This window comes from Mesorhizobium sp. M0001, from assembly GCF_040324255.1.
In the GTDB taxonomy this organism is placed as follows: Bacteria; Pseudomonadota; Alphaproteobacteria; order Rhizobiales; family Rhizobiaceae; genus Mesorhizobium.
Map to the genome: position 1 here is coordinate 437,216 of NZ_JAMYVS010000005.1, position 24,737 is coordinate 461,952.

34 protein-coding genes are annotated in these 24,737 nt (G+C 62.3%); 13 read left to right on the top strand and 21 right to left on the bottom strand.

Features of this window, described 5'->3' with window-relative positions; all coding sequences use genetic code 11:
* Window positions 1–13 precede the first annotated feature (13 nt).
* A complete protein-coding gene (locus NKK50_RS17710; protein WP_352499183.1) occupies window positions 14–925 on the bottom strand; it encodes a hypothetical protein in 912 nt (303 codons plus the stop codon).
* 247 nt (window positions 926–1,172) lie between these two features.
* Complete coding sequence (locus NKK50_RS17715; RefSeq protein ID WP_352499182.1) at window positions 1,173–1,745, bottom strand: hypothetical protein; 573 nt, start codon at window positions 1,743–1,745, stop codon at window positions 1,173–1,175.
* Between the two features lie 258 nt (window positions 1,746–2,003).
* On the opposite strand from NKK50_RS17715, the gene NKK50_RS17720 reads away from it, so the two are divergent.
* Entirely contained in the window at window positions 2,004–2,321 is a 318-nt protein-coding gene (locus tag NKK50_RS17720; protein WP_352543706.1) for a YMGG-like glycine zipper-containing protein, read from the top strand.
* A 121-nt stretch (window positions 2,322–2,442) separates the two neighbouring features.
* Here NKK50_RS17720 and NKK50_RS17725 read toward each other — a convergent pair whose 3' ends face one another.
* From NKK50_RS17725 to NKK50_RS17740, 4 genes are all read right to left on the bottom strand, one after another.
* Entirely contained in the window at window positions 2,443–2,928 is a 486-nt protein-coding gene (locus tag NKK50_RS17725; protein ID WP_245265730.1) for a hypothetical protein, read from the bottom strand.
* Between the two features lie 349 nt (window positions 2,929–3,277).
* On the bottom strand, window positions 3,278–3,712 hold the full coding sequence (locus tag NKK50_RS17730; protein WP_023743946.1) for a hypothetical protein: 435 nt from the start codon (window positions 3,710–3,712) through the stop codon (window positions 3,278–3,280).
* On the bottom strand, window positions 3,712–5,058 hold the full coding sequence (locus NKK50_RS17735) for a hypothetical protein (RefSeq protein WP_352499181.1): 1,347 nt from the start codon (window positions 5,056–5,058) through the stop codon (window positions 3,712–3,714). The genes NKK50_RS17730 and NKK50_RS17735 overlap by 1 nt, the downstream gene beginning before the upstream one ends.
* 269 nt (window positions 5,059–5,327) lie before the next feature.
* Entirely contained in the window at window positions 5,328–6,155 is an 828-nt protein-coding gene (locus NKK50_RS17740; RefSeq protein WP_352499180.1) for a hypothetical protein, read from the bottom strand.
* A gap of 214 nt (window positions 6,156–6,369) precedes the next feature.
* On the opposite strand from NKK50_RS17740, the gene NKK50_RS17745 reads away from it, so the two are divergent.
* Window positions 6,370–6,741 (top strand): endonuclease domain-containing protein, encoded by a 372-nt coding sequence (locus tag NKK50_RS17745; RefSeq protein WP_352447935.1) that lies wholly within the window; start codon window positions 6,370–6,372, stop codon window positions 6,739–6,741.
* 111 nt (window positions 6,742–6,852) lie between these two features.
* Here NKK50_RS17745 and NKK50_RS17750 read toward each other — a convergent pair whose 3' ends face one another.
* The 5 genes from NKK50_RS17750 to NKK50_RS17770 form a co-directional block, all read right to left on the bottom strand.
* On the bottom strand, window positions 6,853–7,173 hold the full coding sequence (locus NKK50_RS17750; RefSeq protein WP_031246925.1) for a Bbp19 family protein: 321 nt from the start codon (window positions 7,171–7,173) through the stop codon (window positions 6,853–6,855).
* Entirely contained in the window at window positions 7,170–8,936 is a 1,767-nt protein-coding gene (locus NKK50_RS17755) for a portal protein (RefSeq protein WP_352499179.1), read from the bottom strand. The genes NKK50_RS17750 and NKK50_RS17755 overlap by 4 nt, the downstream gene beginning before the upstream one ends.
* 211 nt (window positions 8,937–9,147) lie before the next feature.
* Window positions 9,148–10,335 (bottom strand): acyltransferase family protein, encoded by a 1,188-nt coding sequence (locus tag NKK50_RS17760; RefSeq protein WP_352499178.1) that lies wholly within the window; start codon window positions 10,333–10,335, stop codon window positions 9,148–9,150.
* Window positions 10,336–10,639: 304 nt separating this feature from the next.
* Window positions 10,640–10,834, bottom strand: a complete 195-nt coding sequence (locus NKK50_RS17765) for a hypothetical protein (RefSeq protein WP_156033718.1) — start codon at window positions 10,832–10,834, stop codon at window positions 10,640–10,642.
* Window positions 10,776–11,303, bottom strand: a complete 528-nt coding sequence (locus NKK50_RS17770; protein WP_352543707.1) for a hypothetical protein — start codon at window positions 11,301–11,303, stop codon at window positions 10,776–10,778. The genes NKK50_RS17765 and NKK50_RS17770 overlap by 59 nt, the downstream gene beginning before the upstream one ends.
* A 148-nt stretch (window positions 11,304–11,451) precedes the next feature.
* Between NKK50_RS17770 and NKK50_RS17775 the strand changes: the two genes are divergently transcribed.
* The gene (locus tag NKK50_RS17775; RefSeq protein WP_156929835.1) at window positions 11,452–11,871 is read left to right on the top strand and encodes a hypothetical protein; all 420 of its coding nucleotides are present in this window, start codon (window positions 11,452–11,454) and stop codon (window positions 11,869–11,871) included.
* 433 nt (window positions 11,872–12,304) lie between these two features.
* Here NKK50_RS17775 and NKK50_RS17780 read toward each other — a convergent pair whose 3' ends face one another.
* From NKK50_RS17780 to NKK50_RS17790, 3 genes are all read right to left on the bottom strand, one after another.
* Window positions 12,305–12,979, bottom strand: a complete 675-nt coding sequence (locus NKK50_RS17780; RefSeq protein ID WP_352447931.1) for a hypothetical protein — start codon at window positions 12,977–12,979, stop codon at window positions 12,305–12,307.
* Between the two features lie 138 nt (window positions 12,980–13,117).
* Window positions 13,118–13,873: a phage terminase large subunit family protein gene (locus tag NKK50_RS17785; RefSeq protein WP_352543708.1), complete on the bottom strand. Its 756-nt coding sequence runs from the start codon at window positions 13,871–13,873 to the stop codon at window positions 13,118–13,120.
* A gap of 373 nt (window positions 13,874–14,246) precedes the next feature.
* Window positions 14,247–14,951: a hypothetical protein gene (locus NKK50_RS17790; protein ID WP_155923799.1), complete on the bottom strand. Its 705-nt coding sequence runs from the start codon at window positions 14,949–14,951 to the stop codon at window positions 14,247–14,249.
* Between NKK50_RS17790 and NKK50_RS17795 the strand changes: the two genes are divergently transcribed.
* Entirely contained in the window at window positions 14,932–15,819 is an 888-nt protein-coding gene (locus NKK50_RS17795; protein ID WP_352543709.1) for a HEAT repeat domain-containing protein, read from the top strand. The two genes, NKK50_RS17790 and NKK50_RS17795, sit on opposite strands and share 20 nt — an antisense overlap.
* Window positions 15,820–16,151: 332 nt before the next feature.
* On the opposite strand, the gene NKK50_RS17800 is transcribed toward NKK50_RS17795, so the two are convergent.
* Genes NKK50_RS17800 through NKK50_RS17810 form a run of 3 tightly spaced genes read right to left on the bottom strand, consistent with a single transcriptional unit; the run spans window position 16,152 to window position 17,593 of the window.
* Entirely contained in the window at window positions 16,152–16,889 is a 738-nt protein-coding gene (locus tag NKK50_RS17800) for a terminase large subunit domain-containing protein (RefSeq protein ID WP_352543720.1), read from the bottom strand.
* A complete protein-coding gene (locus NKK50_RS17805; protein WP_023730426.1) occupies window positions 16,789–17,175 on the bottom strand; it encodes a hypothetical protein in 387 nt (128 codons plus the stop codon). The genes NKK50_RS17800 and NKK50_RS17805 overlap by 101 nt, the downstream gene beginning before the upstream one ends.
* Window positions 17,168–17,593 carry a hypothetical protein gene (locus tag NKK50_RS17810; protein ID WP_352543710.1) on the bottom strand — a complete coding sequence of 142 codons (426 nt, stop codon included), beginning with the start codon at window positions 17,591–17,593 and terminating at the stop codon, window positions 17,168–17,170. Before NKK50_RS17810 ends, NKK50_RS17805 begins: the two co-directional genes overlap by 8 nt.
* A gap of 498 nt (window positions 17,594–18,091) precedes the next feature.
* On the opposite strand from NKK50_RS17810, the gene NKK50_RS17815 reads away from it, so the two are divergent.
* The 5 genes from NKK50_RS17815 to NKK50_RS17835 all read left to right on the top strand — a co-directional run bounded on the left by NKK50_RS17815 (window position 18,092) and on the right by NKK50_RS17835 (window position 20,633).
* Window positions 18,092–18,907, top strand: coding sequence for a class I SAM-dependent methyltransferase (locus NKK50_RS17815; RefSeq protein WP_352543711.1), 816 nt, complete (start codon window positions 18,092–18,094; stop codon window positions 18,905–18,907).
* A 247-nt stretch (window positions 18,908–19,154) separates the two neighbouring features.
* Complete coding sequence (locus NKK50_RS17820; protein ID WP_023727104.1) at window positions 19,155–19,598, top strand: Ros/MucR family transcriptional regulator; 444 nt, start codon at window positions 19,155–19,157, stop codon at window positions 19,596–19,598.
* A 42-nt stretch (window positions 19,599–19,640) separates the two neighbouring features.
* Window positions 19,641–19,835, top strand: coding sequence for a hypothetical protein (locus NKK50_RS17825; protein ID WP_023689866.1), 195 nt, complete (start codon window positions 19,641–19,643; stop codon window positions 19,833–19,835).
* A gap of 128 nt (window positions 19,836–19,963) precedes the next feature.
* On the top strand, window positions 19,964–20,233 hold the full coding sequence (locus NKK50_RS17830) for a hypothetical protein (RefSeq protein ID WP_023689865.1): 270 nt from the start codon (window positions 19,964–19,966) through the stop codon (window positions 20,231–20,233).
* Window positions 20,234–20,327: 94 nt separating this feature from the next.
* Complete coding sequence (locus NKK50_RS17835; protein ID WP_023671444.1) at window positions 20,328–20,633, top strand: hypothetical protein; 306 nt, start codon at window positions 20,328–20,330, stop codon at window positions 20,631–20,633.
* 22 nt (window positions 20,634–20,655) lie between these two features.
* Here the strand turns inward: NKK50_RS17835 and NKK50_RS17840 are convergent, their stop codons facing one another.
* Together NKK50_RS17840 and NKK50_RS17845 are read right to left on the bottom strand one after the other, a co-directional pair.
* Entirely contained in the window at window positions 20,656–21,069 is a 414-nt protein-coding gene (locus NKK50_RS17840) for a DoxX family protein (RefSeq protein ID WP_023804968.1), read from the bottom strand.
* Between the two features lie 144 nt (window positions 21,070–21,213).
* Window positions 21,214–21,687 carry an Lrp/AsnC family transcriptional regulator gene (locus NKK50_RS17845; RefSeq protein ID WP_023693744.1) on the bottom strand — a complete coding sequence of 158 codons (474 nt, stop codon included), beginning with the start codon at window positions 21,685–21,687 and terminating at the stop codon, window positions 21,214–21,216.
* A gap of 113 nt (window positions 21,688–21,800) precedes the next feature.
* Between NKK50_RS17845 and NKK50_RS17850 the strand changes: the two genes are divergently transcribed.
* Together NKK50_RS17850 and NKK50_RS17855 are read left to right on the top strand one after the other, a co-directional pair.
* Window positions 21,801–22,358: an RBBP9/YdeN family alpha/beta hydrolase gene (locus NKK50_RS17850; RefSeq protein WP_023693745.1), complete on the top strand. Its 558-nt coding sequence runs from the start codon at window positions 21,801–21,803 to the stop codon at window positions 22,356–22,358.
* A gap of 83 nt (window positions 22,359–22,441) precedes the next feature.
* Window positions 22,442–22,807 carry a VOC family protein gene (locus NKK50_RS17855; protein WP_023712566.1) on the top strand — a complete coding sequence of 122 codons (366 nt, stop codon included), beginning with the start codon at window positions 22,442–22,444 and terminating at the stop codon, window positions 22,805–22,807.
* Here the strand turns inward: NKK50_RS17855 and NKK50_RS17860 are convergent.
* Window positions 22,804–22,968, bottom strand: a complete 165-nt coding sequence (locus tag NKK50_RS17860) for a hypothetical protein (RefSeq protein WP_023685945.1) — start codon at window positions 22,966–22,968, stop codon at window positions 22,804–22,806. The genes NKK50_RS17855 and NKK50_RS17860 overlap by 4 nt on opposite strands.
* A 241-nt stretch (window positions 22,969–23,209) precedes the next feature.
* Here NKK50_RS17860 and NKK50_RS17865 point away from each other — a divergent pair, with 241 nt between their 5' ends.
* Together NKK50_RS17865 and NKK50_RS17870 are read left to right on the top strand one after the other, a co-directional pair.
* Entirely contained in the window at window positions 23,210–23,386 is a 177-nt protein-coding gene (locus tag NKK50_RS17865; protein WP_023693747.1) for a hypothetical protein, read from the top strand.
* A gap of 113 nt (window positions 23,387–23,499) precedes the next feature.
* Window positions 23,500–23,793, top strand: coding sequence for a DUF982 domain-containing protein (locus NKK50_RS17870; protein ID WP_023685943.1), 294 nt, complete (start codon window positions 23,500–23,502; stop codon window positions 23,791–23,793).
* A 49-nt stretch (window positions 23,794–23,842) separates the two neighbouring features.
* Here the strand turns inward: NKK50_RS17870 and NKK50_RS17875 are convergent, their stop codons facing one another.
* The gene (locus NKK50_RS17875; RefSeq protein WP_023671436.1) at window positions 23,843–24,562 is read right to left on the bottom strand and encodes a Crp/Fnr family transcriptional regulator; all 720 of its coding nucleotides are present in this window, start codon (window positions 24,560–24,562) and stop codon (window positions 23,843–23,845) included.
* Between the last annotated feature and the right edge of the window lie 175 nt (window positions 24,563–24,737).

Sequence of the window (24,737 nt, forward strand, 5' to 3'; positions counted from 1 at the left end):
GAGCTTTGGAGGACTAGAGCGGGTTGTTGGGCATCCAGAGGTCGGGGTTTTCACCGGCCTCGCGTGCCAGCCGCCGGGCGCGGGCGGGGTCGCTTTTGACAAGGGCTGAAATCGCCGAAATGTTGCGGTCACCGGCGGCGTTGCGCTTGAACGGATTGCCGCCGCTCAAAGCCGCGCCGCCGTCGATCGTGTCTTCCCTGAACATCGCCTCGCCGACGGCATGGAACGCCTTGGCGATCTGCGGATCGGTCAATGCGCCGTCCGGCAGCAGGATGCCCTTGGCCTTATAGGCGTCGACCAGTCCGAGCTTCTTCATCGCCCGGTTGGCGACCTCCAGCTTCTGGCGAAAGCCATCACTGCCGGTCGGTCCCCAGTCGCGCACGAGATCGTCATGCGTGGCCTCGACCGAGCGGGCAAGCGCGATGTCCTGGCGCGCGGCCTGTTCGGCCATGTAGCCGACGAAGCGGTCGTGATAGGCCTGCGCCACTTTGGGCGTGGCGCCGGCCTCGACTGCCCAGGCCTTGGACGCCTGGGCAAGCTCGTCCGAATAAGCGAAGTTTTCAGGCAGGCCGTCGGGCCGCCTGTACTCGACCTTGTCGGGCGATGTCAGCGGACGCATGGTCTCCGGCAGCCGGGCATGAAATTTCTGCCAGTCTTCCGGGGATGCGTCCGGTGCGGGAACGCGCAGGCTCTCACCCTGCTGCCGCTCCAGCTCCGCATAGGAATTGAAAACCCGATCGAGGTTTTCGGCCCTGGTCCAGCCCTTGGCTTCAGCGAGCTTGCGGTTGCCTTCGGAAAGACCGTCAAACCAACTTTTGGCCGGAAGCGCGGCGGACCCGTTATCCGCGCCTGCCGGTGGCCATACTGGGTTGCCCGCCGGCTGCGCACGCGCCGCCACGGACCCGGAATCTGCCAGATCTGTCATGAGTGGATTCCTTTGATTGTTGTTAGAAGGAGCCGGCGGCGAAACTGCCAATCTCCCCACCTGTGGGGGAGATGTCCGGCAGGACAGAGGGGGGCGCGAAGGAACGCCAGCGTTCGGGCACTTCGTCAGCCGAAGCCTCTCCGAATAACGCAAGTGTAAAATCGACAGGACAGGCCGGCGGGACAGCGCCCCCCTCTGCCCTGCCGGGCATCTCCCCCACGAGGGGGGAGATTGGCTATATCACCGCCTACGCGTTATCGCCCCAGTTCTCCCACAGCAGCGTGATCGTGCCCGTCACCGCCAGCGTCCCGTCGGCGTCGATATCGGTGCCGGTGGCAAACGCCAGGTTGAGGTAGAGATCCACCGGCGTCGCCGTGCCGTCCAGCGTGGCGGCTGCCGCGACATCCGCGGTCGAGGCCGTCGACAGCGCGGCGCCCAGGCCATCCAGTGTGCGGGCCGTCGAAGCCAGCACATTGACCATGGCGCCGGCCAGCGTCGCACTCGATGCCGCCACAGAGCCCAGCGACCAGGTCAGCGCCGCATTGTCGTTGATGGTCGCCGCGCGGGTGGTCAGTACCGCAAATTGCAGTCTGGCCGTGCCGCCCTTGATGCGCACCTTGCCGTCGGCGAAATCGAGCAGTTTCTGGCTGGCATAGGCCAGCGCGTCGGCGACCGGCACCTGCATGCCGGCAAGGGTGAAGACGGTGCGGTACGAGCCGCCCTGCCCCGTGGTGACGGCCTTGAGGCCGAATTTGGGCGGGGCAGATCCGGCCTCGCGGGCGGCGGCGCGCGACAGCGTCCGGGGAAGACCTCGGGTCATTGGTATCTCCATTTCTGTTCGGAATTCTGGAAAGGACGTTATTCAAAAAGCGCCGGATCAGCGCTGGCGTATCGATTCAAACCGGGGCGCTATGGCCCTGTTCGCGCAAGGCGTTTCCGCTTTGGCGACCATTGTCTTCAAGGCCCGAGAAACCACGTCTCATTTCGTGAGCGGGCGCGCCGCCGTTTGGCCGCAATGCGACAGCTACTGGCAACCATTCGCTCCAATCCGCGTTTGGGGCTTCAAAGGAGTTCCAAGATGATCATCAGACAAGCCCTTGCCGCCGTGCTCATGACTGCCGCTCTGGCAGGCTGCGCGACCCAGACCGAACAGCAGCAGAGGGCAACCAACGGCGCGCTCATCGGCGGCGGCGTCGGCGCGCTCGCCGGCCAGGCGCTGGGCGGCAACACCAAGAGCACCGTGATCGGCGCCGCCGGCGGCGCCTTGCTCGGCGCCGTTATCGGCCAGTCGACCACGCCGCAGCGCCGCGGCGAACAGCTCTGCCGCTACCAGGATCGCTACGGCCGCATCTACACCGCGCCTTGCGACGACCGGTATTACAACGGCGATTATTGAGGACGGGTTTCCCCTTCTCCTCGTTCAACGGGGAGAAGGTGCCCGAAGGGCGGTTGAGGGGCAGCGCGATCCTCTGAGAGGCTGGCCCCTCACCTGCTACCGGCATCCTCAATCGTCAGAATTACCTTTTAAGCTCCGGCAAGATTTTTTCGTCGAGAAATTTGAGGCGGCCAGCCAGCATTTCGGCGTTGGCGGGATTTGCGTCGACATTGACCGGTATCAATTTCGCCACCGACTTTCCTTGTCGCGCTGCCTCAACCCAGTCCTCAAGGGCACCGATATAGCCATCAAGAACCTCGAAAGGCGTCCTCGCGTCGTCGGCAGGGATATATGTCGGCGGCACATCGCCAACGATCACCCAGATCCATTGGTTCACATCCGGTCGCGGCTCTATCTCGAACAGGAAAATGTAGATTATTCCTTCCGCGCCATATCCGAAATATTCGCCTTTGATGGATAAGACCCAGGTGTAAAATTCGAGATACTGCCGTGCCTCGATTCGGGCGGCATCAAGATCGTCATCGGCGGTGCTGATGTCGGCCGGAGGCAGACGCATAACGCTGCTTAAGTCTGGTTTGGCGGTCTCTATGGCTAACTCCCTTGCCACCTTCGTCTAGCCTAGCGCACCGAGGCGGTCACCTCAACATCTGCAAAAGCCACGCCCGAAACACCTATCCTCCAAAGGTTCCCGCTTGGCTTGCTCGGTGACAAGATAGCAGGGGAAGCTTGTTATGAGGACGTCACCTATCCAAACGTCAATCTCGTAGTGGAATTTGTGGACAATGGCGGGTGAACGCGATTGTCGAGGAGAGTATTTTTGCCAAAATCACCAGCGGCAAAAGGCTCTACATAATAGTAATCCATTTCTCACCTATATATTCCGAGAAGTGGAATGAGTGACCCAGAATTGGCAACTCTGGTGGATTAGGGTGACTTATTCATTGCATCGGCCCTCGTCATGAGTCTCTTTCGCCAAAAGGCTCAATCACCGCAGAGGGAATTCCTAGTCTTTCAAACAAATCAAGGACTCGCTCTGATATGACGAGATCGTAATTCGAAGCGATGCCAAAATCGTCGCGACCTGCTTGCCCGTCCACTTTTAACCAGACGAAATGTGGCAGTTCCTGCCCAGGCTGCAACTCATGAAATTCCTCCGACTCTGCCACCTCAGCATCGGAAAAATCAGCACCAGATATCCCCATCTTCAGCAACGCCTCCTTTGCTTCATCCGTTACAAGAAAGCATGGAAAGGTTGTGACAAGCGCGTCGCCGAACCATCCTTCTACCTCATAGTGCAGCTTGTGGACGACTGGTGGGTGAACGTCGGTGTCTAAAACCGTATGGTTACCCAGCCCACCAGCCACATCCGGCCTGATATCAAAATATCGCATTATTCACCTATCGGCGGGTCGAACAAATGGCCATATTTCTTGTCGATTTCTGTAATTTTATCAAGCCATTGCTCGCGCGTGAAATTGGGGTTGCGTTTATAGAATTCATCCCATTCAAACCTGATTACCTTTTTGTGTAGGTTTCTATCTCGTTTTTTTGGGATTCCTCGAAGATTTTCGTATGAATTTATTTCTTCTATATTTGTAATTCTTGGATCTCTCTCAACAACCTGCCTCTCGCCAGCATGATGAACAACGTTATCACTGCTCTTTAATTTCGGATTTCTGGCGTAAAAAATCTTGCGGTAATCCTCTGACTCGGCAACGCCTAGTTTTGCGCCGGAGTATCTGACCTTGTCTGGATCCCGGGCGAGCATTGCGCCTAGCATTGCATTGTCAAATGCGCGGTCGGATTTGGGGACCGATTGGAAAGCGAAGCTGGCCAGCCCCTGCTGGTATCGGAGCGTTTGGGCGTCCACGCCACCAACAAGCGCCTCGCCTTCGTCAGCTAACTCGCCCGGCCGCTTGGCGACGAGGCCTTCGGCTCGCTCGGCCGCGATAGCGCTCATAGACTCAACTGCTCGCGGTATGCCTTTCTCGGCGGCTCGGCCAAATCCGGGCACCGGTATCGCCCAGCCGAATGCGTCACCTCCCTGACGCATCATCACTTTCTCGGTGGGATTTGCAGGCTCGTAGTAGCCTTGGCTGAAATCGGGAGGGTCGATTGATCCGAAGGAAAGCCCGTAGCCAACTCCCTTCGTCAATTTGCCCGCGAATATCCCGGCATTTGCACCCGCCTTGCCAAGCGCCTTGGCGTCAGCTCGAAACACCTCGCCCGCTGAAAGGCCAGGCTTGCCGCCGGGGAGTATGCCGCCCAGGCCGGCTTCATCCAATTCCCGGACCAAAGCTGCCCGCGCGACAGGATCTTTGGTGCGCGCAAACAACTCGCTCGCCTTGGCGTAGCGGTCCATCAAGTACGCGCTTCCGCTGTCGCGCTGTTCGGCAAGCTCGAGCAGGTAGGAAAACGTTATTGGCTGAAGATTTTCATCTTCGATGCCCAATACTTTTTGCAGAGCGACAGACAAGGCTATCGTCTGATCGTAAAGGTTCGGATCATAGTTCCCCGGATTCGAAGCCCCGCTGCCAAACACGGCTTCCCAGCCCTCGAAGGTCTTTTGAGACAATCCGCTGACGTAGCCACCGGCACCGACCCGCCGCCTCTCCCGCACCAGCTTTGCCGCGGCGTCGGTGATCTCATAGCGCTCCTGGTCCTCAGGTGAAGCGTTCGGCCCCGGCTCAGCGCTGACAACAGCGGCATCGATCGCCTGGTTCGACATGGTACCCATGTCAAAGATTTTCTTTCCGACCCCGGCTCGCCATTCGAGAACCCGCCGGCGCCTGTCGCCCTCATCGAGGCCATAGATGATCCGGTAGGCATCCTTGCCCGGTATTCCGCCGGAGTAGGCGCCCGTGCGTGCGAACTGGTCCGGCGCTTCCGCCTCGGCGCGACCGATGGCAATGCGCGTCTGGATGTCCTGCGAGAACTTGGCGACCTTTGCCTTTAAGGCCAGGACATCCTGTTCCTCCTGGGGAAGATCGTCCCTGAATGCCTGCGCTATGCGTTCGTCCGGAGTCTGCGTGCCGACGCGGCCTTCTTCCCGGGCGCCATCCTTGGGCCTTCCACAAAGGAGTTGCCCGCAGCCTGCGCGCTGTCGCCCATAGCCCCACTGCCGGCGGCCGGGGTGCCAACGCCAAATATCGCCAGCGCGCGCTTCGGGTCCCTGGAAATCAGCGCCTCGAACCGCGCCTTGGCGGCGGTGCTGTGCCAGTCCTTGGCCAGTTGCTGCCTGATACCAGGATCGACCCCCATCTTGTCGATGAGATCGGGCCCGTCCTGCCTGGCCGCCTCGAAGGTCACGTGGTCGTCGGGGTGCGCCTTGCCGATGGCGATGGCGTTGGTTCGCAGCGCCGTGTCGACTTGGGCCCGCTCATAGTCTTTGCGGCGTTGCAGCTGCTGCGCCGCCATCCGCCAAGCACCCTCGGTGCGCAGCGTCTCCTTGCGAGCGCTGAGGCCGGGGTGCAGCTCGGGCGGCACCTGGCTCAGGAAACCCTTGAACAGGGTGTCGAACCGACCCGTTTGCAGCACGCGCCCCGTGTGCGGGTCGACCTGGCCATACATGCCTTCGTGCAGGCCGGCGCCATCTGCCGGCGCATTGGCTACAGCGTCGGCCTCGGCCTGCGCGATCTCGCCGTTCAACTTGCGTGCGGCGACCTCGGTATCGAAGGCCTGCTGCTGCGATATGAGCTGCTCATAGCGCTCGGCAACCTCCTGCCAGTAGCTGTCGGGCTGCTGGCTTGCCCCGCCTGCCGGCGAGGAGCCAGTACCTTGCGCCGCACTGCCTGACCGACGCCGGGCAACCGAGAGAGGAATGATGTGGACCATGTGTCTGGTTCCTGCCGATGGAGCGCTTTGCCGGAGGCATGGCAAGCCGCAACGCACGCCGATCGCGTCGTTTGCGGACTTTTGGAGTGGCGTTGTTGGAAACACGGCAACGGTTGAGCAGAGCGCCGGTGACAGCTAATCTCCCCCCTCGTGGGGGAGATGTCCGGCAGGACAGAGGGGGGCGCCGTAGAGTGCCCGCATCGGGGCTTTCATAATGCCGCACACACCTTTGCCCCCAAGGCATCGTTCAAAAGCCAGATCGATGCGCAAGGTGATGACCGACGCCGAGTTGAAGCTTTGGAATGAACTTCGCGCGCATCGATTGATGGGGCTTGGCTTCCGCCGGCAATTTCCGATCGCCGGCTACATTGTCGACTTCGCTTGCCCTGAAAAGAAGCTCACCGTGGAAGTTGACGGCTCCCAGCATGCGGAAGCGGATTCAGCCGCGCGCGACGGAGCGAGGACGACGCGCCTTGAGGAAGACGGATGGACTGTTCTTCGCTTCTGGAACGACGACGTCCTTCGCGACATCGATAATGTTTGCCAGCATATCGTGATTGCGGCTGGGCTTGGCGCAGCGCGTTGATTGGGAAATCGATCTGTAGAAACGGCAAACGCTAGCGGGACAGCGCCCCCCCTCTGTCCTGCCGGACATCTCCCCCACACGGGGGGAGATTGGCAGCTTTGCGGATGCCGCCTATCCTTCCGCCCGTGCCGCCTTCTCCAGCGCAGCCAGCTGCGTCTCGTCCAGCGTCAGAAACCCCATAATGTGCTGCACCACCTCAGCCCGCGCATTGCTCAGCGCGCTGTGCAGTTCGAAGCCGTTCGGCGTCCTCGTCCTGGCCATCCACTCGCCATAGGACGGGCGGCGGTAGTAGCCGACGGTTGCCGCGAGATCGGCCAGCACCATTTCGCCGTCCTCGCCGGAGAAGACCCTGAGATAGGCCTTGGTCAGCGCGTCGCGCGCCTTGGCGGGACCGCCGGCCTGACTGGCGCGGGCGAAGCGTTTGCCGCTCATGCTCCCTGCTCACTGTTGGCGGCTGGCGCGGCCGGCACGGCCGTCGCTTGCCCGCCGCCGCCCGCCTGCAGCATCAATGCGTCGAGCAGGCCGCTGTCGCGCGCCTGCACGGCGGCCGGCACGGCATCCTTGGCGACCTTGCCGGCGGAGGCGATCGCCGCCATGCCGGCCTGGGCTTGCTGAGCTTGGGCTCTCGCTCCCCGCAGACCCTCCACCTCCTCCTTGCGCCGAAAGATGCGCTGCGGGCTGCGGCCGGCGCTCTGCACGATCTTCAGCGCCTCGTCGCCGTCAATATTGTCCATGATGCCGGGATCGAACTGCGCCATCTGCATGGCCGTCGTCACCACCTGGATGGTGTCGCGCGCCTCGGCCGAGCGGCGCAGCACATCGAGCGGGCCGGTGAAGGTCGGCCGCACCGCCTTGCCGGCGAGGCTTTCCGGCGGCGCGAAGCGGCTGTCTTCATCATAGAGGCCCTTGTCCTCGAGAATGCCGAGTTCACGGTCGAGATTGCTGGCAAAGCCGGCCTGGATGATCGAACCCGAGGGGCCGAGCAGCGCGCCCTTCTCTTCCTGGCGAATGAGCGCTTCGGTCGCCGTCATCTGCGGGTTCTGCACCAGCGTCTGGAACAGGTTGACGAACATCATGTCGCGGATTTCCTCCGCCCGGCTGGCCGCATAGTTGAAGGCGTAGGTCGGGTTCTGTCCGGTCGCGATCGGCTGGATCAGGGGCCTTCCATTGTCGTCGATGAGGCCGGGATAATTCTCGCCGGGGTTGAGCACCGGGACATAATCGAGCCTGGCCTTGGACGCGGTTGCCGGATCGGTGATCTGCTGCAGGGCGCGCAGGCCCGAGCGGCGCACCGCGTTTTCCTCGCGCACCGTCGTCAGCGCCTCGATGGTCGGCGAGATACCATAGGGATCGCCCTCGTAGCGGCGCCAGTTGAATGTCGACACCGGGAAGGAGCGGAAACCGCTTTCCCTGACGATCTCCTCCTCGTCCTCGATGACGTGATAGGAGGCGAATGCCGTGTCGAGATACTGGTAGTCGCCGGAAAGCCGGTACATCTTGCGCTCGTCGCGCGGCTGGATGCACTGGATCAGCGAGATTTTCGTCTCGCATTTGGCGGGATCGTCGACCAGCATCTTGATCCGCGCCGGCATTTTTTCGTAGCCGAGCAGCTGCGCCGCCTGTCTTGCCGTGCGCTCGTAGCGGCGGTGGAAAATGTCGACCTGGCCCCAGCGGTTGCGGGCGAGATAGCCCTCGACCACGGGGATCGAGGCATAGCGGATCAGCGTGCCGCCAAAGCCTTCCTCGGCATAGAGATAGGCCGGGCCATAGCGCACGACATTGCGCAGGCAGGCCTGCGTGGCCGGCACGAAATTGGAGTTGGCGGAATAGCGCAGCGCAAACAGGAAGTCGCGCAAGCCCTCCGCCCATTCCTTCTCCTCATCGGTCTCCTCGTCGTTCATTTCTGCGGTGGTCAGCCCGTGCCATTTTTCCGACTGCGGGATGATCAGGCTTTCGAGCCCGGCGGCGAGGCGATTGGCGGCCGAGTTGATGGTGTTGGCATAGACGCGGGCACCGCGCCGCTCCTGCCGCTCGGCCTGCGAATCCGGTCCGCCGCTCCTGCGGCCGCTCCAGACATCGGGCGCATCGGGATCGCAAAATTCCGCCACCTGCTCCCACACCGCCTCGTACTGAGAGCGCTCGGTCTCGAGCTCGGATTGGCGAGACAGGATATCGCGGGCACGGGAATCGGTCATGAAGGGCTCGCTGGGTAGGATGTGAATGGACGGCGAAGCAGCTAATCTCCCCACTTGAGGGGGAGATGGCCGGCAGGCCAGAGGGGGTCGCCGCGCGTAGAGCGCTAGCGTCATCTGTCGGTGGTGGAAGGTCGCGTCCGGTCGCACCGACCCCTCTGTCGCCTTCGGCGACATCTCCCCCTCGCGGGGGGAGATCGGCAGCTTCAGCCGACTACGCGCTGCGCTTGATGCCCTCGAGCACCGGCGCAGTTTTCCGGCCAAAGCGCTGGACGACGAAGCGGCCCGCCTTCTGGCCGGGGACCTCGATCAGAGTGTAGGTGATCCAGGACAGCAACGTCACCGTCGGCAGCACAACGGCAACGACGATGGCGAAGCGCAGCGGCGCCGACAATTCGTGGCCGAACTCACTGATGACGAACGCCGCGACGGGCTGCAGCACCAGCAGATGGATCAGGTAGATGCTGAAGGAAAGCTCGCCCATCAGGTGGAAGAACCGGTTGCTGAGCGTCACGGCGATCGCTCGCGCCAGCGTTCCCGCCCTTCCAGGCAGCATGCGGTAGAGAACCAGCGCAAAGAAGCCCGCCACCAGCGCTTCACGCACCAGAAGCTTGCCCAGCCCCTGGTCGCCGCCAAAGGGCAGCGCCGCCAGCAGCAGCGCCAGTGCCAAGTACAGGATAGATCGCGGCTGGCTCTGATGCACGACTCCGGCCAGCAGCATCCCGCACAGGAATATCTGTATCTTGAGCGGCAGAAAGGACGGCATCGGAAAATGGATCGACAACAGCCGCATCGCAAACACGATGACGCAGCCGGCCGCCGCGACCACAAGGGCGCTCCTCATCCAGTCCAGCCTGCGCACCAGCAGCATGACGGCCGGGAACACGGCATAGAACTGCATCTCCAGCCCCAGGCTCCAGTCAGGCAGCGGCGTGCGATAGGCGAGGTTCGGCACCAGCCCAAACAGGAAGGTGAGATGGGCAACGATGTTTTTCAGGCTGCCGTCGAGGTAGCGTTCCGGCGCCTGGTGCGATCTGGAGAGGAAATCGTCGATGATGATCCTGCAATCGTAGAGATAGGGGCCAAGCGCCAGCGCCAGGAAAAGCATGACATAGAACAGCGGCGCGATCCTGAAATAGCGGCGCGTCCAGAATTTCAGCCAGGTTTCCGGTCTTTGCCAAGGCTCCTTTTCCTGGCGCAGCTGATAGTGGAACACCATCAGGAAGCCGGACAGCATGATGAACAGGTCGACGCCGAGATCCGGCTCGCCGACGATCGGAATTTGCCAGCCGGTCAAAAGCATGCAGTGCCCGACCAGCACCCAGATCGCCGCAAGCGCGCGAAGCCCGTCCAGGCATTCGATGCGCGAAGACTTGATGATGCTGGTTTCGTAGCTAGCCATGTTGCACTGCAGCATGGCGCCTGAGGAGCGATTGTCAAGCCGCTGAGAGATGACGAATTGCTACACCCTCTCCCTTGTGGGGAGGGTCGGCGAGTTCGCTTTGCAAAACAAAGCGAGGGAGACGGGTGCAGCGCAGACCCCACCCCGCAGGCTGAACCGCACGTACCGTGCGGCTCAGCCTACGACCCTCCCCACAAGGCGGAGGGTAAGATGCGTCACCTCCGCTTCACCAGCCTGGCATGCCGTCGCCAGTACCACCACGCCAGCACGCGCTTGCTGAAACTGCGTTTCATCGCGGTCATGGTCATACCCCCAGCAGAACGCGGCGCTGGCCGGTGAGGTCGCCGGGCGCGAGGTCGGTTTTCACCGTCGCCGCCGTGCCCTGGCGCTGTTCGAGTTCAGTCCGCAGGGCGGCCTCGCGCGCCTGCACGTCCTTGTCTTCAATGGTCGGGGTCGGTGGCAGCGGCTTCAGCGCCGGCGGCTTTTGAAAGAGACACATGGTTCCAGCCTTCTCTTGTCCAGTCGTAGAGGAAAAAGTCTTCGCCATTGCGGCCATATCCAGGCAACCGGCAGCGTTGGGTGGCGCCGAGCCGGCCGAGCCAGCGCAGAGCCAGTTCGTTGGCGGCGAGCGCCCGCGCCTCGACCCGCCAGGCGCCCCGCGCCGCGACCTGCGGCCCGAGCACGGCGTGGAAGTGGCCGGTGATGCCAGGCACGCAGCGCTTCATGCGGCGCGTGCCCCAGCTCCAGGCGATCCACAGCCCGCCGCGCTGTTCGGCAGCGCCGAAGCCGGCCTCCGGATTGCCGTCTAGCTCGGCAACATAGGCAAAGCCCTGCAGCGCGGTGACCGCCAGCAGGGCCGGCGACCAATGGTCAAGCTGGCAGTCGATCTCGGCCCGGTCCTCGGCACGCAGAATCGCGGCGATGTAGGAGAGATCGCGCAGCGTGGCGGGAATGATGCGGACGGCCATGGATATCCCATCCCGCGCGAGGCAGCGTTGCGAAGACCCTCGGAATCCTGCCATCAAAGGCGTCGAAAGATGACGTCAATGCTTTCGCAGCGCTTGCCACAACCATAACAGGGCTATAACGTTCGAAATACAACCATAGGAGGTATCGTTGCGATCGCTCATTCTCGCCGCGATGGCGGTGTTTGCGTTGCCATTTGGCGCGGCTCAGTCGGACGACGTGGATAAGACGGACACTCTGTGGCAAAGCTGCCCAAAGGGCGTGCTCTTCAAGGAACTCGAGTCGGGGATTGTCGTGACCGTCATCAGACAAGGTTCCGGTAAAGCCGCCTTCACGGCGGATAAGAAGCTTTTGCAGCCGGCCACGGCGGCGGAGCTGGTGACGAAAGAGGGCGACCACGGATTTATCAGTGGTCCGATGCCTTCCTATATGTTTGCGGTAGGTCCGGATACAGTCAAGAACTTCAATTGGAGGTCCGCTGAAACTTACCCAGATGCATTCTATACCGTTCGGGACGATGAAGGCGTCGAACCACTACTAAATTTTGTTGATGTTGGCTGCGCGCCGTAGCTGAACGGATGATGATTGTTTTCACAATAAAGGACACCGCCTAATAAAGAGGTGGCCCTTTCTGAGCGGCACCGATATCGATCTATTTTACGGCCAAGCTGAATAGTAGTCCTCTGGTAAATTGATACCAAATTTTCCCGGAAGGAACCGCAGCAAATCGGGAGGCGTACCATGCAAATGAAGACCACGCTTCATTTTAATTTCAGTAACCACTTAAGACCAGATTCGCCTGCATAATCTGGACTACCATAGCTAAGATTATCATCAACCGATGACGGCTCGCCTGATGCACGCTGCATTAGGTATTCGTCAACTATCCTCGATGCTTTAGGAAAACGTGGGTCGCCGATGGGTACTTGATCGATGTCGGATCGATTATGCTTAGACCTGGAGGTCGGACCATTAACGTCTGAGAATTGATCCTTGCTGTTTACTACGCTTTCAATGCTGTAGCCCCAATCCGTGTCCTTGCCGTGCTATCCCGCCACGCGGCTTCGGCCTGCAACTTGCCCTGCGGGTCGAGGCCCATCTTGTCGAGAACATCGAGGCCGCGCCGGCGAGCGGCGTTAAAAGCCACAGTGTCGTTGGGATTGCTTTGAGCGATGGCGTCAAGCTCGGCGCGCTGGACCCCGGACCATTGGTTCTGTTCATAATCCTTGCGCCGCTGGAGCTGCCGCTGCGCCATGCGCACCGCGCCTGCCATGCGCATCGCCTCCTTCTGCTTGGCAAAGTTGGCGCGTTGGCTTTCGGGCATGCTCGGCAAGACCTCGCCGAACATCTTGTCGAACAGACCGGGCTTCACCGCTCGGCCGTCATACGGGTCCAGCTGGCCGTACATGGCCTCGTGCATGCCCGCGCCGTCGGCCGGCGCCTTCGCCGCCACCTCGTCTTCGGCCAACGCGATCCGGCCGTTGAATTGGCGGCGCGCGATCTCGGCGTCGAAGGCCTCCTGTCGCTCTGTCATCTTCCGGTAGTGCTCGGCCAGTGCGGAAAGCTCGTCGCCAAAACCCTGCATGGCGCCGCCGATGGGCGACCCTTGCGGATACTGCACTGCGTTCCCCGTATCGAGCCGTCGCCGACCAACGGAGAGTGGGATGATGTGTACCATTGTTGGCTGCTCCCTGGCTTTGAACAAAGGCGCGCAGCGCTGGCGACCACAGCAGGGCCGGGCCACACGCGTTCGCCCGCCCGCCTCGCGGGCTTTGTCGGATCGAAGACTCTTGGAAAGATCGAGGGCGCTTGCCCCTCACCGAAACGCCCCCAGCGGATCGCTCTGCCCCGCCGGCCTTCGCGCCGCCCTGAACTCCGCCGGATCGACGACCGCTTCCCGCAGCATCATCACGCCGTATCGCGTCGCAGCCATCAAATCGTCGCGCAGTTTCACCACCTTGCCGTCCTTTCGGTGAAAAAGCCGAAATTCCTCGAACCAGGGCAGCAGCGACGAGAACACCTTGAAGCGGCCGGACTGCATGCGGTCGAGCATCTCCATCAGCCCGGCCTCGACCGAGACCGAGCCGTCGGCGAAGCGGGCGTGGCCCGACAGCATGTTCAGCCCATGCGCGGAATATTGTCTGGCAAGTGCGGTGCCCGCCCCTTCCAGCGTCTCGCGGCGGCCGTCGCGCGGCCAGGCCCAGGGCAGCCACTCGCCCCACGGCTTCAGGGCCAGTACCTGCATGGCCGGCGTCTGCTGCGAGGCGCGCGCCGCCTTGGAGATATAGACGACATCGGCCTCCGTATCCCAGGCCAGCTCGACCGCGGCCGACGGATGGTCCCAGCCGAAATCGAGGGCGCCGATCCGCGGCCAGTAGCGCGGCAGCCGGAACGGCTCGCAGGCAATCAGCTCCTCGGCAATCGGAAAGATGCGGCCGGAGCCCAGCACCGGAATGCCCTTGGCCCTCGCTTCGCGCTCATGTTCGGGATAGGCGGCGATGATCGCGGCACGCTCGTCCGGCGAATAGTGTTCGACGTCGTCTATGGTCATGAAGGTGACGTGACGGGTCATGCAAGCATGCTCCAATAGAGTGTGGCCATTGATACCACCGCTCGTCAATGCGAAGCTGACCCAAGACTTGGGGGAACACATGATTCGGATTGCAATCGTTGTCGCCATTGCCGCCAGTGCATCGGCATGCACCAGCCAGGCGAATGTTCCTTACGATACGAGTAAAAAAATCTGCAGAACCCGTACCGATCCAGGAACAGGGTTCAAACGCGAGGTCTGCGTCCCCGACACTCCCAATCAATCCTGTATGCTCTATATATATCAGTATACCGGTCGAGAGAAAATATTGTGCGGCCCATTAACGCGCAAATCGCCAACCGCCGAAGGTCGTGCCAGGCAACTTGCCGGCACCAAATACCCCTGATTCGACTTATCAACTGGGTTTGATGCGGATCACCTTTGGCGCCTGCGCATCCATGAACATGTAGCACCTGCCAAGCAGCGCCTTTTTGCCGAGCTCATCGAACACATTCTGCCCCAGCGGCGTGATCAGCACCTCGCCCGTAGCCAGCCCATCCTGGTGGCGGGCCTCGATCTCTTGCCAATGCGCATTCGCAACGTCGGAAAGCACGACATTGAAGGCTGGATGATTGTAGCTGACCAGCACGTTGCCATCATCCATGTCGGACGGCTTCATGTCCGGGTGATAGTTGTAAATCATGGCAAGCGTCTGGATGGCGGCCATGGCTGCCGCCTCATCGGACAGGCCGGCTTCCGTCAGCACGCAGGTGCCGTTTTCAAGGATGGCAAAGTCACGGCCTCTGTCGAAGTAATAGCCGAACCGTTCCTCGATGCGATCGATGGGTTGTGAAAACGAGGGTCGCCATTTGGGCACCTGGGGCTTTGACACCTCAGCACCACCCGCCGGCGACACGACAAGCGACGACAAACCGCCTGTCAATACCTGCCGCCTGTTCATGGACTTGGTTCCTCGACAACCTGGCCACCAGTCTAGTCGCGGTTCGCGATTCCGCAACGCGCCGAAACGGGAAAGCTTCGCTCTCATCTTTTCCTTTATCGCTTTATGCGGTAGGTCTTGCCGTGCATCGGCGACATCGATGCGTCTGGGCTGGTGCATTCTGCGCGGCCTGTACTCTACGCGGGTGGGACAGCCACTCTTTGCCATGACAGATCTATTCGAGGCGATGCGCCTGTCCGCCGAGGACAGCGAGGTTGCTCATCTTTTTTTCAGCGAAGGCGGTAAGATCCTGCTGCCACTCGGCAAATCGACAAATGCCATGACAGGTCAGGAGATGCTGGAGCGGCTGCTGTCGTCCCCGCATGATGACGATGGCGCGCTTGCCAACGACCTTCTCGGCGAGCTCGGCAAGACGGTGCCGTTGGAAAGCCTTCGTCTCCTGCTGACCTCTGCCAATGCTGAGACGCGAGCGGCGGGTGCGTTTATTGCCACCTTTCAAAACCAGAACATAAGTTCGATGGTGGGTGAGCTGGCCGCGCTGCTTGGGGACAGCAACCCGCGCACGCGCTTCGATGCCGTGGAGTCTATCTTGCGATGCAGTACGCGGAACGATGGTCAGCATCTCGCGCAGGCGTTGTTTGCCCTTGATGATTATCACGATGGTGTACGCATGGGAGCCGTCAAATTTGTGCGCTTTGCAAAAGACTGGCAGTTAAAGCTTGCGCGTCAGCACGCCGCGTTGCTCGGGCCGCAAACGCCGTTTTCGGCGATCGCCGATATCTCTGGGCAATGGCGAGGTGATGCATCAGGCATGATCCGTGCGATGCTCGACCATTCAGAGCCGGTAGTGCGCCGTTACGGCTTGGGGCTGGCCAGCCGGGCGAGGTTGGTCGTTGTTGACGCGTTCGTCGAATGGGCGCAGGCGTCCGCCGATCCTGAAATCAGCAAACTGGCAACCGATTGCATCGAGCACAACCAGATATCGCGCCACGCCGTATGGCAATCATCATTGCCGGCAATCGCCTGAGGCACCGCTGATCTCGGGGTCAAGATAGCGACGTGACAGGACGTAGAGCCTGCCGAACTGATTCAAAGTAATGTCGTATGATGTTGTCCGCGCACGATATTTGCGCCGGGCGTGGCGGCTCTTACCTTCCCCCCTTGTGGGGTGAGAAGCGGTCCGCGTGGCGCACGAAAAGCGAATTGCTTGGCTTTTCGAGCTTCGAACGCCCTGAGCCTGCGAAGGGCCGGGTGGTGGCCGATCCAACCTGCCGGGTCCCCGCCGCTCCGCAGCGTCCCGGCATTCGCCGGCCTTTCGTCGTGCCACTGGCACGACGATTCGCTTCGCGAACCAGCTGCTCACCCCACAAGGGGGGAAGGGAGAACCTCCTGCGCCGTCAAGAACCGCAACACCACGTCGCTCATGCCCAGCAGCGGCGTGAACGTCACGATGGTGATGCCGCCCGTCGCGTTGGTGCGGGTCAGGCCTTCGGAATAGATATCGAGCGGCGGCTCCTCGTCGAACCAGACGCCGTGCAGGGTTTCGCCCTGCCACTTTTCGCGGCCCTTCTCATAGCTCTTGAACGAAAGCACCGATTCATCGGCCTGCACGTCGCCGCCGCCGCCCCAGCGCACCACGATGCTGTCGAGCGCGCCCGGGGCGCCGCGGCCCATGGTCGTGTGCAGGATGGCGTTGGCCGGGATCATGCCGGTGCCCCATGCCGCCTGCTGCTGCGGCGGGCCGACCAGCACGCGCTGCGGGTTGTCGCGCGTGCCCTCGCCGGTCACGCCGGCAGCCCATAGCCTGACGGCGGTGTCGAAGGTCTTGCCCTGCCACCACGCGGGATAGCGGCCGGTGAGGTGCATGGCCCATTCGGCGCCGCCGGCCCTGGTCTTGCCCAGCTGGTTGCCGGCCATGAACAGCCGTTCCCGGTTCTGCGCGCCGGCGGCGTGAAACTGCGCCTGCCTGGGATAAGGCCGGTAGGCGGCAAGCTGGTTAGTCCTGCGCCTGCGGTCCAGCTCCTGCAGCAGCGCCAGATAGTGGCGGCGCGTCTTCAGGCTGGTCGCCAAACGGCCCGAGGACGGCTTCGAAGCCACGGATGCGGCGGCGGATCTCGTCATCGCTCAGGGCTTCCAGATTGTCAGATGAAACATGCAAATCCTTGGCCAGATCCTTGGGCAGCACCGATTGCACGATCTTCAGATACTGGTCGGGCTTGTCGGCCCGGACCGCGGCAATCACGCCGGCGCCATGGGCGCGGAAATCGGCGCGAACCGCGTCGAGGAAATCATCGCCAAGCGTCTTCTTCGTCCGCTTCGGCTTGGCAGCGGCGGCAGTCGCCTTGCGGCCAGGGCGCGCACGCGGCGCCGTCCGGTCAGCCATGATCCGAGATCCCGGCGGGCTCGGCGGTCGCTGCCTGCTTCGCCTGCTTTGCCGGCCTTGCCCGCTTGATCTTGCCGGACTTGATCTTGCCGGACTTGCGCCGTGCCGATTTTGGCCCTGACCGTGTTGGGGCGGCCTTGCGGGCGCCATCAGCGGCCGGCGCGTGGCGCTTTCCGGCAGACGCGGCTTTCAGGCTTGCCCTGGCGATCGCCCTTGCGTCGTGCGCGCCGCGCGGAAAGCCGAAGCCGCCGATGGCATCGACAGGACCACCGCGAACCATGCCGATCAGCACGCCCGGCACGACCGGCTCCATACGGCCGATGCGCGCCTGCGGGGCAGCGCCCTCGAACACGCCAATGGCGCTGACGACCTCGCGGCCGTCATCGTCGGTGATGATGGTGGCATAGCGGTTGGACAAGGGAGGCCTCGCGGATAAGGCAGAATGAACCGAGGATAGCGTTCCTTCACGCCCCCCTCTGTCCTGCCGGACATCTCCCCCTCAAGGGGGGAGATTGGCAGCTCCAGGGTCGCGACCAATTTGCAGCGCCGACGATTGGCGAAAGCAAGGCGGCAGTCCGATCTCCCCCCGTGTGGGGGTTGAGGAGTGGTCCGCGCAGCGGACGGAAAGCCAATTGCTTGGCTTTCCGAACGACGAACGTCCGGCAGGCCAGAGGGGGGTGCTGTCCCGCCGACATCCGATATCCGCACGTTGTGGGCATCAGGAAAACAAAACCCGCCTCGTGGGCGGGTCGGTGGCGCAAATCAGCACCATGGACAAATCATAGCAAAGCTGCCCTCACCCGTCAATGCAAAAAAGGAAATAATTCCTACTTCGGTCAAAGCCGCGTCTTGGCGCGGCCGCGCATTGCGCGAGGGCCGCTTCGATGGGATGCTGGGCCTCGTCGGAGAGCGCACAATGAGCGATGTGACCAGTCACTATGGCAGCGGCGGCATTGTCGAGCGCATCCTGTCGGCTGTGCCGGACGCCAGGGCCGGCAGCCTCGCAGCCAAACAACTCTATCCGTTCGATCAGCTTCATGGCCGCGAGCTGATCGCCACGCAGGAGCATGCCGCGCGTCTTGCGCCCTCCGCCGGCGATCGGGTTCTGGACATCGGCAGCGGCATTGGCGGCCCGGCCCGGTTCCTTGCCGAGACCTATGGGTGCAGCGTCGACGGCGTCGACCTGACGCAGGCGTTCGTCGAGGCATCCCGCCGATTGACCGAGCTCTGCGGCCTCGGCGACAAAGTGCGTTTCCATGAGGCCGATGCGACAAGGCTGCCTTTTGCAGACGACACATTCGACGCGGCAATCTGCTTCTATGTCGGCATGAATATCGCCGACAAGGCGGCGGTCATCGGGCAAGCGTGGCGCGTACTGAAGCCGAAGGCCAGGCTTGTCTGGACCGAGGCGGTGCTGGCGGACGGCGAGCCTCACTATCCCTTGCCTTGGGCGGTGTCGGCTGTGGCCAGCCATCTCGTCGACCGCGAAACCCTGAAGGCTCTGTTTGCTTCAGCCGGATTCCAGGTCGACGACGTCATCGACGAAACCGGCGATCACGTCGAGCTGGCGTTGAAACGGGCAAATTCCAGCATCGTGCCCTCGCCCGCCCAGCAGCAGGCCAATGAGATCGTGCTCGGCGCCGAGTTCGTGCATCGGCGAAAAAACTACATAAGCAGCCTGAGCGAGGGAAAACTCGCCTCACTGGCCGTTATTGTTTCCAAGCCGGCATGAAACAAAAACCCGCCTCGGCGGCGGGTTGCTGGCGCAAATCAGCACCATGAACAAATCATAGCATAGCTGCCCTCACCGGTCAAGATATGTCAGGAAAGAATTCCTACATCGACATCGATCGGAGACTCGGCGATGCTAGCGCTACCACATCCGGCGTCAAGTCATATGCATATGTTCTAAAGTGCCATGCCGTCGGCGGATGTTGTCTGATAATTTGCCCTTTGGCATCAAGGGGGCAAAAGAAGCCATGTCTGAGGACAAAATCCGAAATATAAATCTGACCGCCGACATCGTCGCGGCATTCGTGCGCAACAATTCAGTGCCTCCGGATAGCCTGCCGGCGTTGATCGAGAGCGTCAATGCAGCGCTCGCGGCCGTGGACAATCCCGTTGCTCCGCCGCAACCTGCGCCTGAGCCCGCGGTCAACCGCAAGCGCTCGGTAACGCCGAATTTCATTTACTGCCTCGAGGATGGCAAGAAGTTCAGGTCGCTGCGGCGTCATCTCGGCTCCGCCCATGGCATGACGCCGGAAGCCTATCGCGCCAAATGGGACCTGCCCGGCGACTATCCGATGACGGCGCCCAGCTACGCCGCCAAACGATCGGAGTTGGCAAAGGAGTTCGGGCTCGGCATCAGAACACCCGAGGCCCCGGTCGCCAAGGCGCCGGCCAAGAGCAAGACCAAGGCGTAAAGGCACGCCCCCTCCGTGCCGTACGCCTGCTGGAGGACGATCGTGGTGGCCGGAGAGCCCAATGACGTTCGCGTGGAACGTGTCGACCGCCGCCAATGGGCGGTGCTGGTTGCCGAGAATGGCACGGTGACCCAGCATCTGTTCATGGCCCAGGAAGCGGCCGAGGAGTTTGCCGACGGCGAGCGGACAAGGCTCGGCCTTCCCGCCAGGCCGCCGGCGGCGGATCCGCTGGCCTGAACAGTCCTTCAACCGGCTGCAGCATATCGCCGGCACTTGCGGCGGATCACAAGACGCAGCCTTCTACAGGCATCGACCGACTGGTCATTAGCTGGCTCTTATGGAACTCCAACTCGGGGGAGAGCGGGATGGACAAACCAGCCATGGCATCCGTGTTCAGGATGCGGCAAGCGCCAGCCACTGTTTCGGGCGTTCGCAGCGTCGGCCAAGGCCAGGCCGATCCGGTCATCGGCAGAAGGCCGCTCGGCGAGGCGATCCGCTTCGTCATCGACGCCCACCCCCATTACGACATCAGCGGCGTTTCGATCGCCTATGGCGACGGCGCCGCCCCGCGCCTCGGCAGCCGGGAGGTCAAGGCGCTGTGGGCCGAATATGGCCGCCGCTGGATAGAAGAGTAGCGCAGGCCATCGACGCACGCCTATCGCTTGTATCCCCGTCCGGATCGTAACAGCGGCTCATGCGTTGAGCGTGAGCCAAATGGGAGCAACAGCCATGAACGTCGCCAATCTGCAACTCGAAGGCCTGCTGATGGCCGTCGCCTCGATCAATCAGGTGCTGGTGCGCAAGGGCCTGCTCACGGTGGAGGATATCGACATTGCGCTGCGCAAGGCCGAGGCCATCGAAACCGGCGAGGAGCGGTCCGACGGCATGTCGGAGTCCAACCGCGACGCCGTCAACTTTCCGATCCGACTGCTGGAACTGGCCAATCAATGCCAGCCGGAGGCGGACATGCCGTCCTTCTCGAAACTGGCCCGCATGGTCGGCCAGATGAAGGAACCCTACAACGACCAGATGTGAGGCGGTCTGCCGACGCGGGGCCTCACCCTCGGCCGAGTTTCGAGGCCAGCACGCTGCCCGGTCCATGCACGGCGGCGAACAACAAGCCGGCGGCGAACGGGAAATGGGATATGAAGGCGCCGACCTCGGCCTGGTTGCCGGTCCAGTGCGACGGACCGTGGAAGGCAAAGCCGAGGAAGACCACATAGACGGCGGCGACCAGGGCAGCCGGCGTGAAGAATGCTCCGGTCAGCAAGGCGATCACCAGCAGCGTTTCGAGGATCGCGGCGCACCAGGCCAGAAACAGCGGGAACGGAAAGCCGGCGGCGGCGATGTAGCCGGCGGTCAAGCCCATATCCATGAACTTGAGGCCGGCGCCCATCGCGAACAGGGCGGCCAGGGTCAGGCGGGCGATGAGAATGGCCGCGGTCTGCCATGGCGATTGAACGGCTTCCATGATGTCCTCCAAGGGTTGCAACGGGTTTCGCCCCAAGGACGGGCGCCACGCCGCCGATCCTACACCAGCCCGCGAAATTCTTTCGCGGCAAAGCCGGACCTCGCAAAAGGAGGCGCTTGCAATCCTCTTGCCGCGCGTGGCCGCTCAGAGCTTCGCCATCAGTTCCCGCCCCAGCCGCTTCGGCGGCTCGGCCCGAAGCACCACATTGGTCGTCACCGCGCCGTAGCGGCCGATGGCGTCGACGATGCTTTCGAGGTCGGGCGGCGACGGGACGACCACCTTGACCAGAAAACAATCCTCGCCGGTCACCCGCAGCACCTCAACCACTTCCGGCATGGCCGCGAATTTCTTCAGGCAGGTCTGGATGTGCTCATGCGTGGTGCGCAGGCGGATCATGGCCATGGTGCCGAGACCAAGGGCGGTGGGATCGATCGCGGCCCGGTAGCCGGCGATGATGCCGCGCTCCTCCAGCCGCTTCACCCGCTCCGACGTCGCGGGCTGGGACAGGCCGACGCGGCGGCCGAGTTCGGAAATGCCGATGCGGCCGTCCTCCTGCATGATCTCGATGATCGCCATGTCGGTCGGGTCGAGCCGTGGCCGGTAATCGCCGTTTGCCATGAACACCTTCAATCCATCGGAATTCTTCGTCGCTTTCCGATGATCTCTCATTCCGCGAACAAGGAGAAGCCCTAGGATTAGGGCATCATCTGCGGCGAAGAAACAGGATTTCCATGACCGACTTCATCATTCTGCCGGGCAGCGGCGGATCGGGCGAGGCCCACTGGCAGACACGCTGGCAGCAGGCCAACCCGGCGATGCGCCGCTTCAGCCCGGCAAGCTGGGAGCTGCCGGATTTCGACGACTGGGTGGCGGCGCTGGACGTCGCGGTGTCACAGGCAAAGACCCCGCCGGTGCTCGTCGCCCACAGTCTCAGCTGCCTGCTGGTCGCGCATTGGCAGGCGGTGTCGAGCCGTCGGATCGGCGGGGCGTTTCTGGTTGCGGTTCCCGACCCGGCCTCGCCGGTCTATCCCGCTTACGGAATTCCCTTCGCCGATACGCCGCGCGGGCCGCTTCGCTTCCCCTCGCTGATCGTGGCCAGCACCGACGATCCCTATGATCCGAACGGCTATGCCGGTGAGAAAGCCACACAATGGGGCAGCGAACTGCACATCGCCGGGCCGCTTGGTCACATCAACAGCAATAGCGGGCTGGGCGACTGGCCGGCGGGAATGGAGCTGCTGACGGCCTTCGTGAGAGACAGACAGGCCGACCACGCAATCGCACCGTAGGCGCCCGAAGCGTGCGCGCGGGCTTGCCCCGACTTGTCCCGCCAGCTATCTCTCGGGAGGGGCGTTTGTGAGGGAGCCTGCGAATGGTGTCCGTCCGATATCTGGTCCGCGATGTCGATCTGTCCATCGCGTTTTATACGAGCCATCTGGGCTTCGCGCTGAAGCAGCAATTCGGTCCGGCGATGGCCATCCTGACGCGCGGCGACCTCTCGCTCTGGCTCGCCGGTCCCTTGGCGTCGGCAGCCAGGCCGATGCCGGACGGCCGGACACCCGAGCCGGGCGGATGGAACCGCTTCGTGCTCGAGGTCGAGCAATTGCCGGCAATCGTGACTGAGATGGGCGAGGCCGGCGTGGGGTTCCGCAACCAGATCGTCGAAGGTCCGGGCGGGCGACAGATTCTTTGTGAAGACCCGTCCGGCAACGTGATCGAGCTGTTCGAGCCAAGCTAGACTTCGGCCGTCGCCTCGGATTCGGCGCCGGGCTTTGCCTGGCCTTCCCACTGCCGCTCCGCCTCTGCTTTGCGCTTCGGACAATCCTCGTAGTCATGCTCTCGCGAACCGCAATAGGAGCAGCATTTTGCCGGCGTGTCGGTTCGAAGCATTGTGGCCATGCACAAGAATGCACGAAAATTCATCCGGTTGCAGCAGCGTCTGCGACGCCGCTGCTGGGATGCGTGACCGCCAGCCTGGCGCCGCCCTCAATAGCCGCCGCCGAGGATCGGCAGAATCTCGGCGGCAGACATTGCGCGCGGCGCGTATTCGTCCGGCCTATATCAAAGTTAAATGCGGATGGTGGGGGTGAGGTGGTAGGTGATCGCCATGGGGGGACTCTCAACGCGCTCGAGGTGTCCCATGGACGTTCGAAATCTGATTGCCAAACTGTCTGCCGCGGTACTGCACCGCCGCGCCGCGTCTTCGCCGATACTGTACAGGCCGATCCGCAACTCGCTCGCCGACATCCCGTTGAAGCCGGCGCCGCGGCCGCCTTATCGTCCGCATCGGCCGATCTGGCCGGCAAGCAACATGTAGCTCGCCGGGCTGCAACCAGTTTGTGATTTCCTCGTTTATGGCGATCCCGTTTTCAAGGAGGCAAGTGATGAGATCGATCCGGGCGAGACGCGAATGGTTTGGATGGTGAGCGCATGAGCCGTTTTCTGCCCCTGACGATCAGATTCGTGGACGGAAGCGCGATGACGGTGTCGTCGATCGCCGACGCCAGGAGGGCGCTAGGCGGAACATGGAAGAACAAGCAGACGGCGGCCTACAAGGCGGCCGACAGGCTGGTGGACGACGCGTTGAACGGCATTTGCCGCCCGGACATCGCCTTTGCCGCTTTCCAGAATGCCGCCGCCCAACAGGGCTTGCTGAAGCCGGCCAAGCCAAGTGCCGCCCTTGCCATGCTCGACGAATTGGCGTCGCTGGATGGGCATCGTTGAAAGACCGGCTGACGGATTGCCGGCGATGTCATGGCGAACGCCGGATAGCCTATCTCGGCTCGCGGTTCATGCTGAGATAAGTCGGGTCGAACTCGGCGATTTCCACCAGTTGCTGCCAGTCCAGAATGGTCACCATGTAATTCGCCCAGCCGATCACACCGATCTTGCGCAGCGCGCCGATGACCCGGTTCATGTGGACGACCGAAAGCCCAAGCACATCGGCCAGTTCCGCCTGCGACAGGGGAAGCCGGAAACTCATGCCGTTGGTCTGCTTGACGACCTGGAGCCGCACGAACAGCTCGCACACAAGATGCGCCAGATGCGAAGTCTTGGACCGCCGGCCCATGGCCACGATCCATTCCCGATGGATGGCGCCATCGACGAGCGTGTCCAGCCAAAGCAAGCGGCTGAGATGAGGCGCCTGTTCGGTGATCGTCCTTAGCCGACTGTGGTCGGCGGCGATCACCCGGCATGGCGACAAAGCTATAATGCCATGGTCCATTGTCTTGAGCAGGAAGGCGTGCAAATCGACAAAATCGCCTGGCACCTGCAACGAGGTGAACTGGCGGCCGCCATCCTCCAGCACCTTGTAGCGCGCCGCCAGACCCTCGATGATGAGCGTGCTGTAGCCTGGCCTCGATCCCTCTGAAACGATGTCCTGACCGGTGGCAAAATCCATCTCGATGGTCATGGCGGCGGCCAGCAGCCCCTTTTCCTGCTCGGACAAAGCGTCATGCTGGCCAAGGTTGAGATAAAGCGGTTCTAGCATCGAGGATCCAGTTCGAGATTTCGTGGACATTCGTGGCCTAGCCAAACGCCGGAGATCGGGTGCGGTTGCAATCGGCCGGCACGGCGACGGCTCCTGGCAGGAAATCTGCTCAGGGCACAGTCGCATGGAACCATGGGTGCGGGTTGGGATTTAATCCATGTCGCTCAAAAATGGC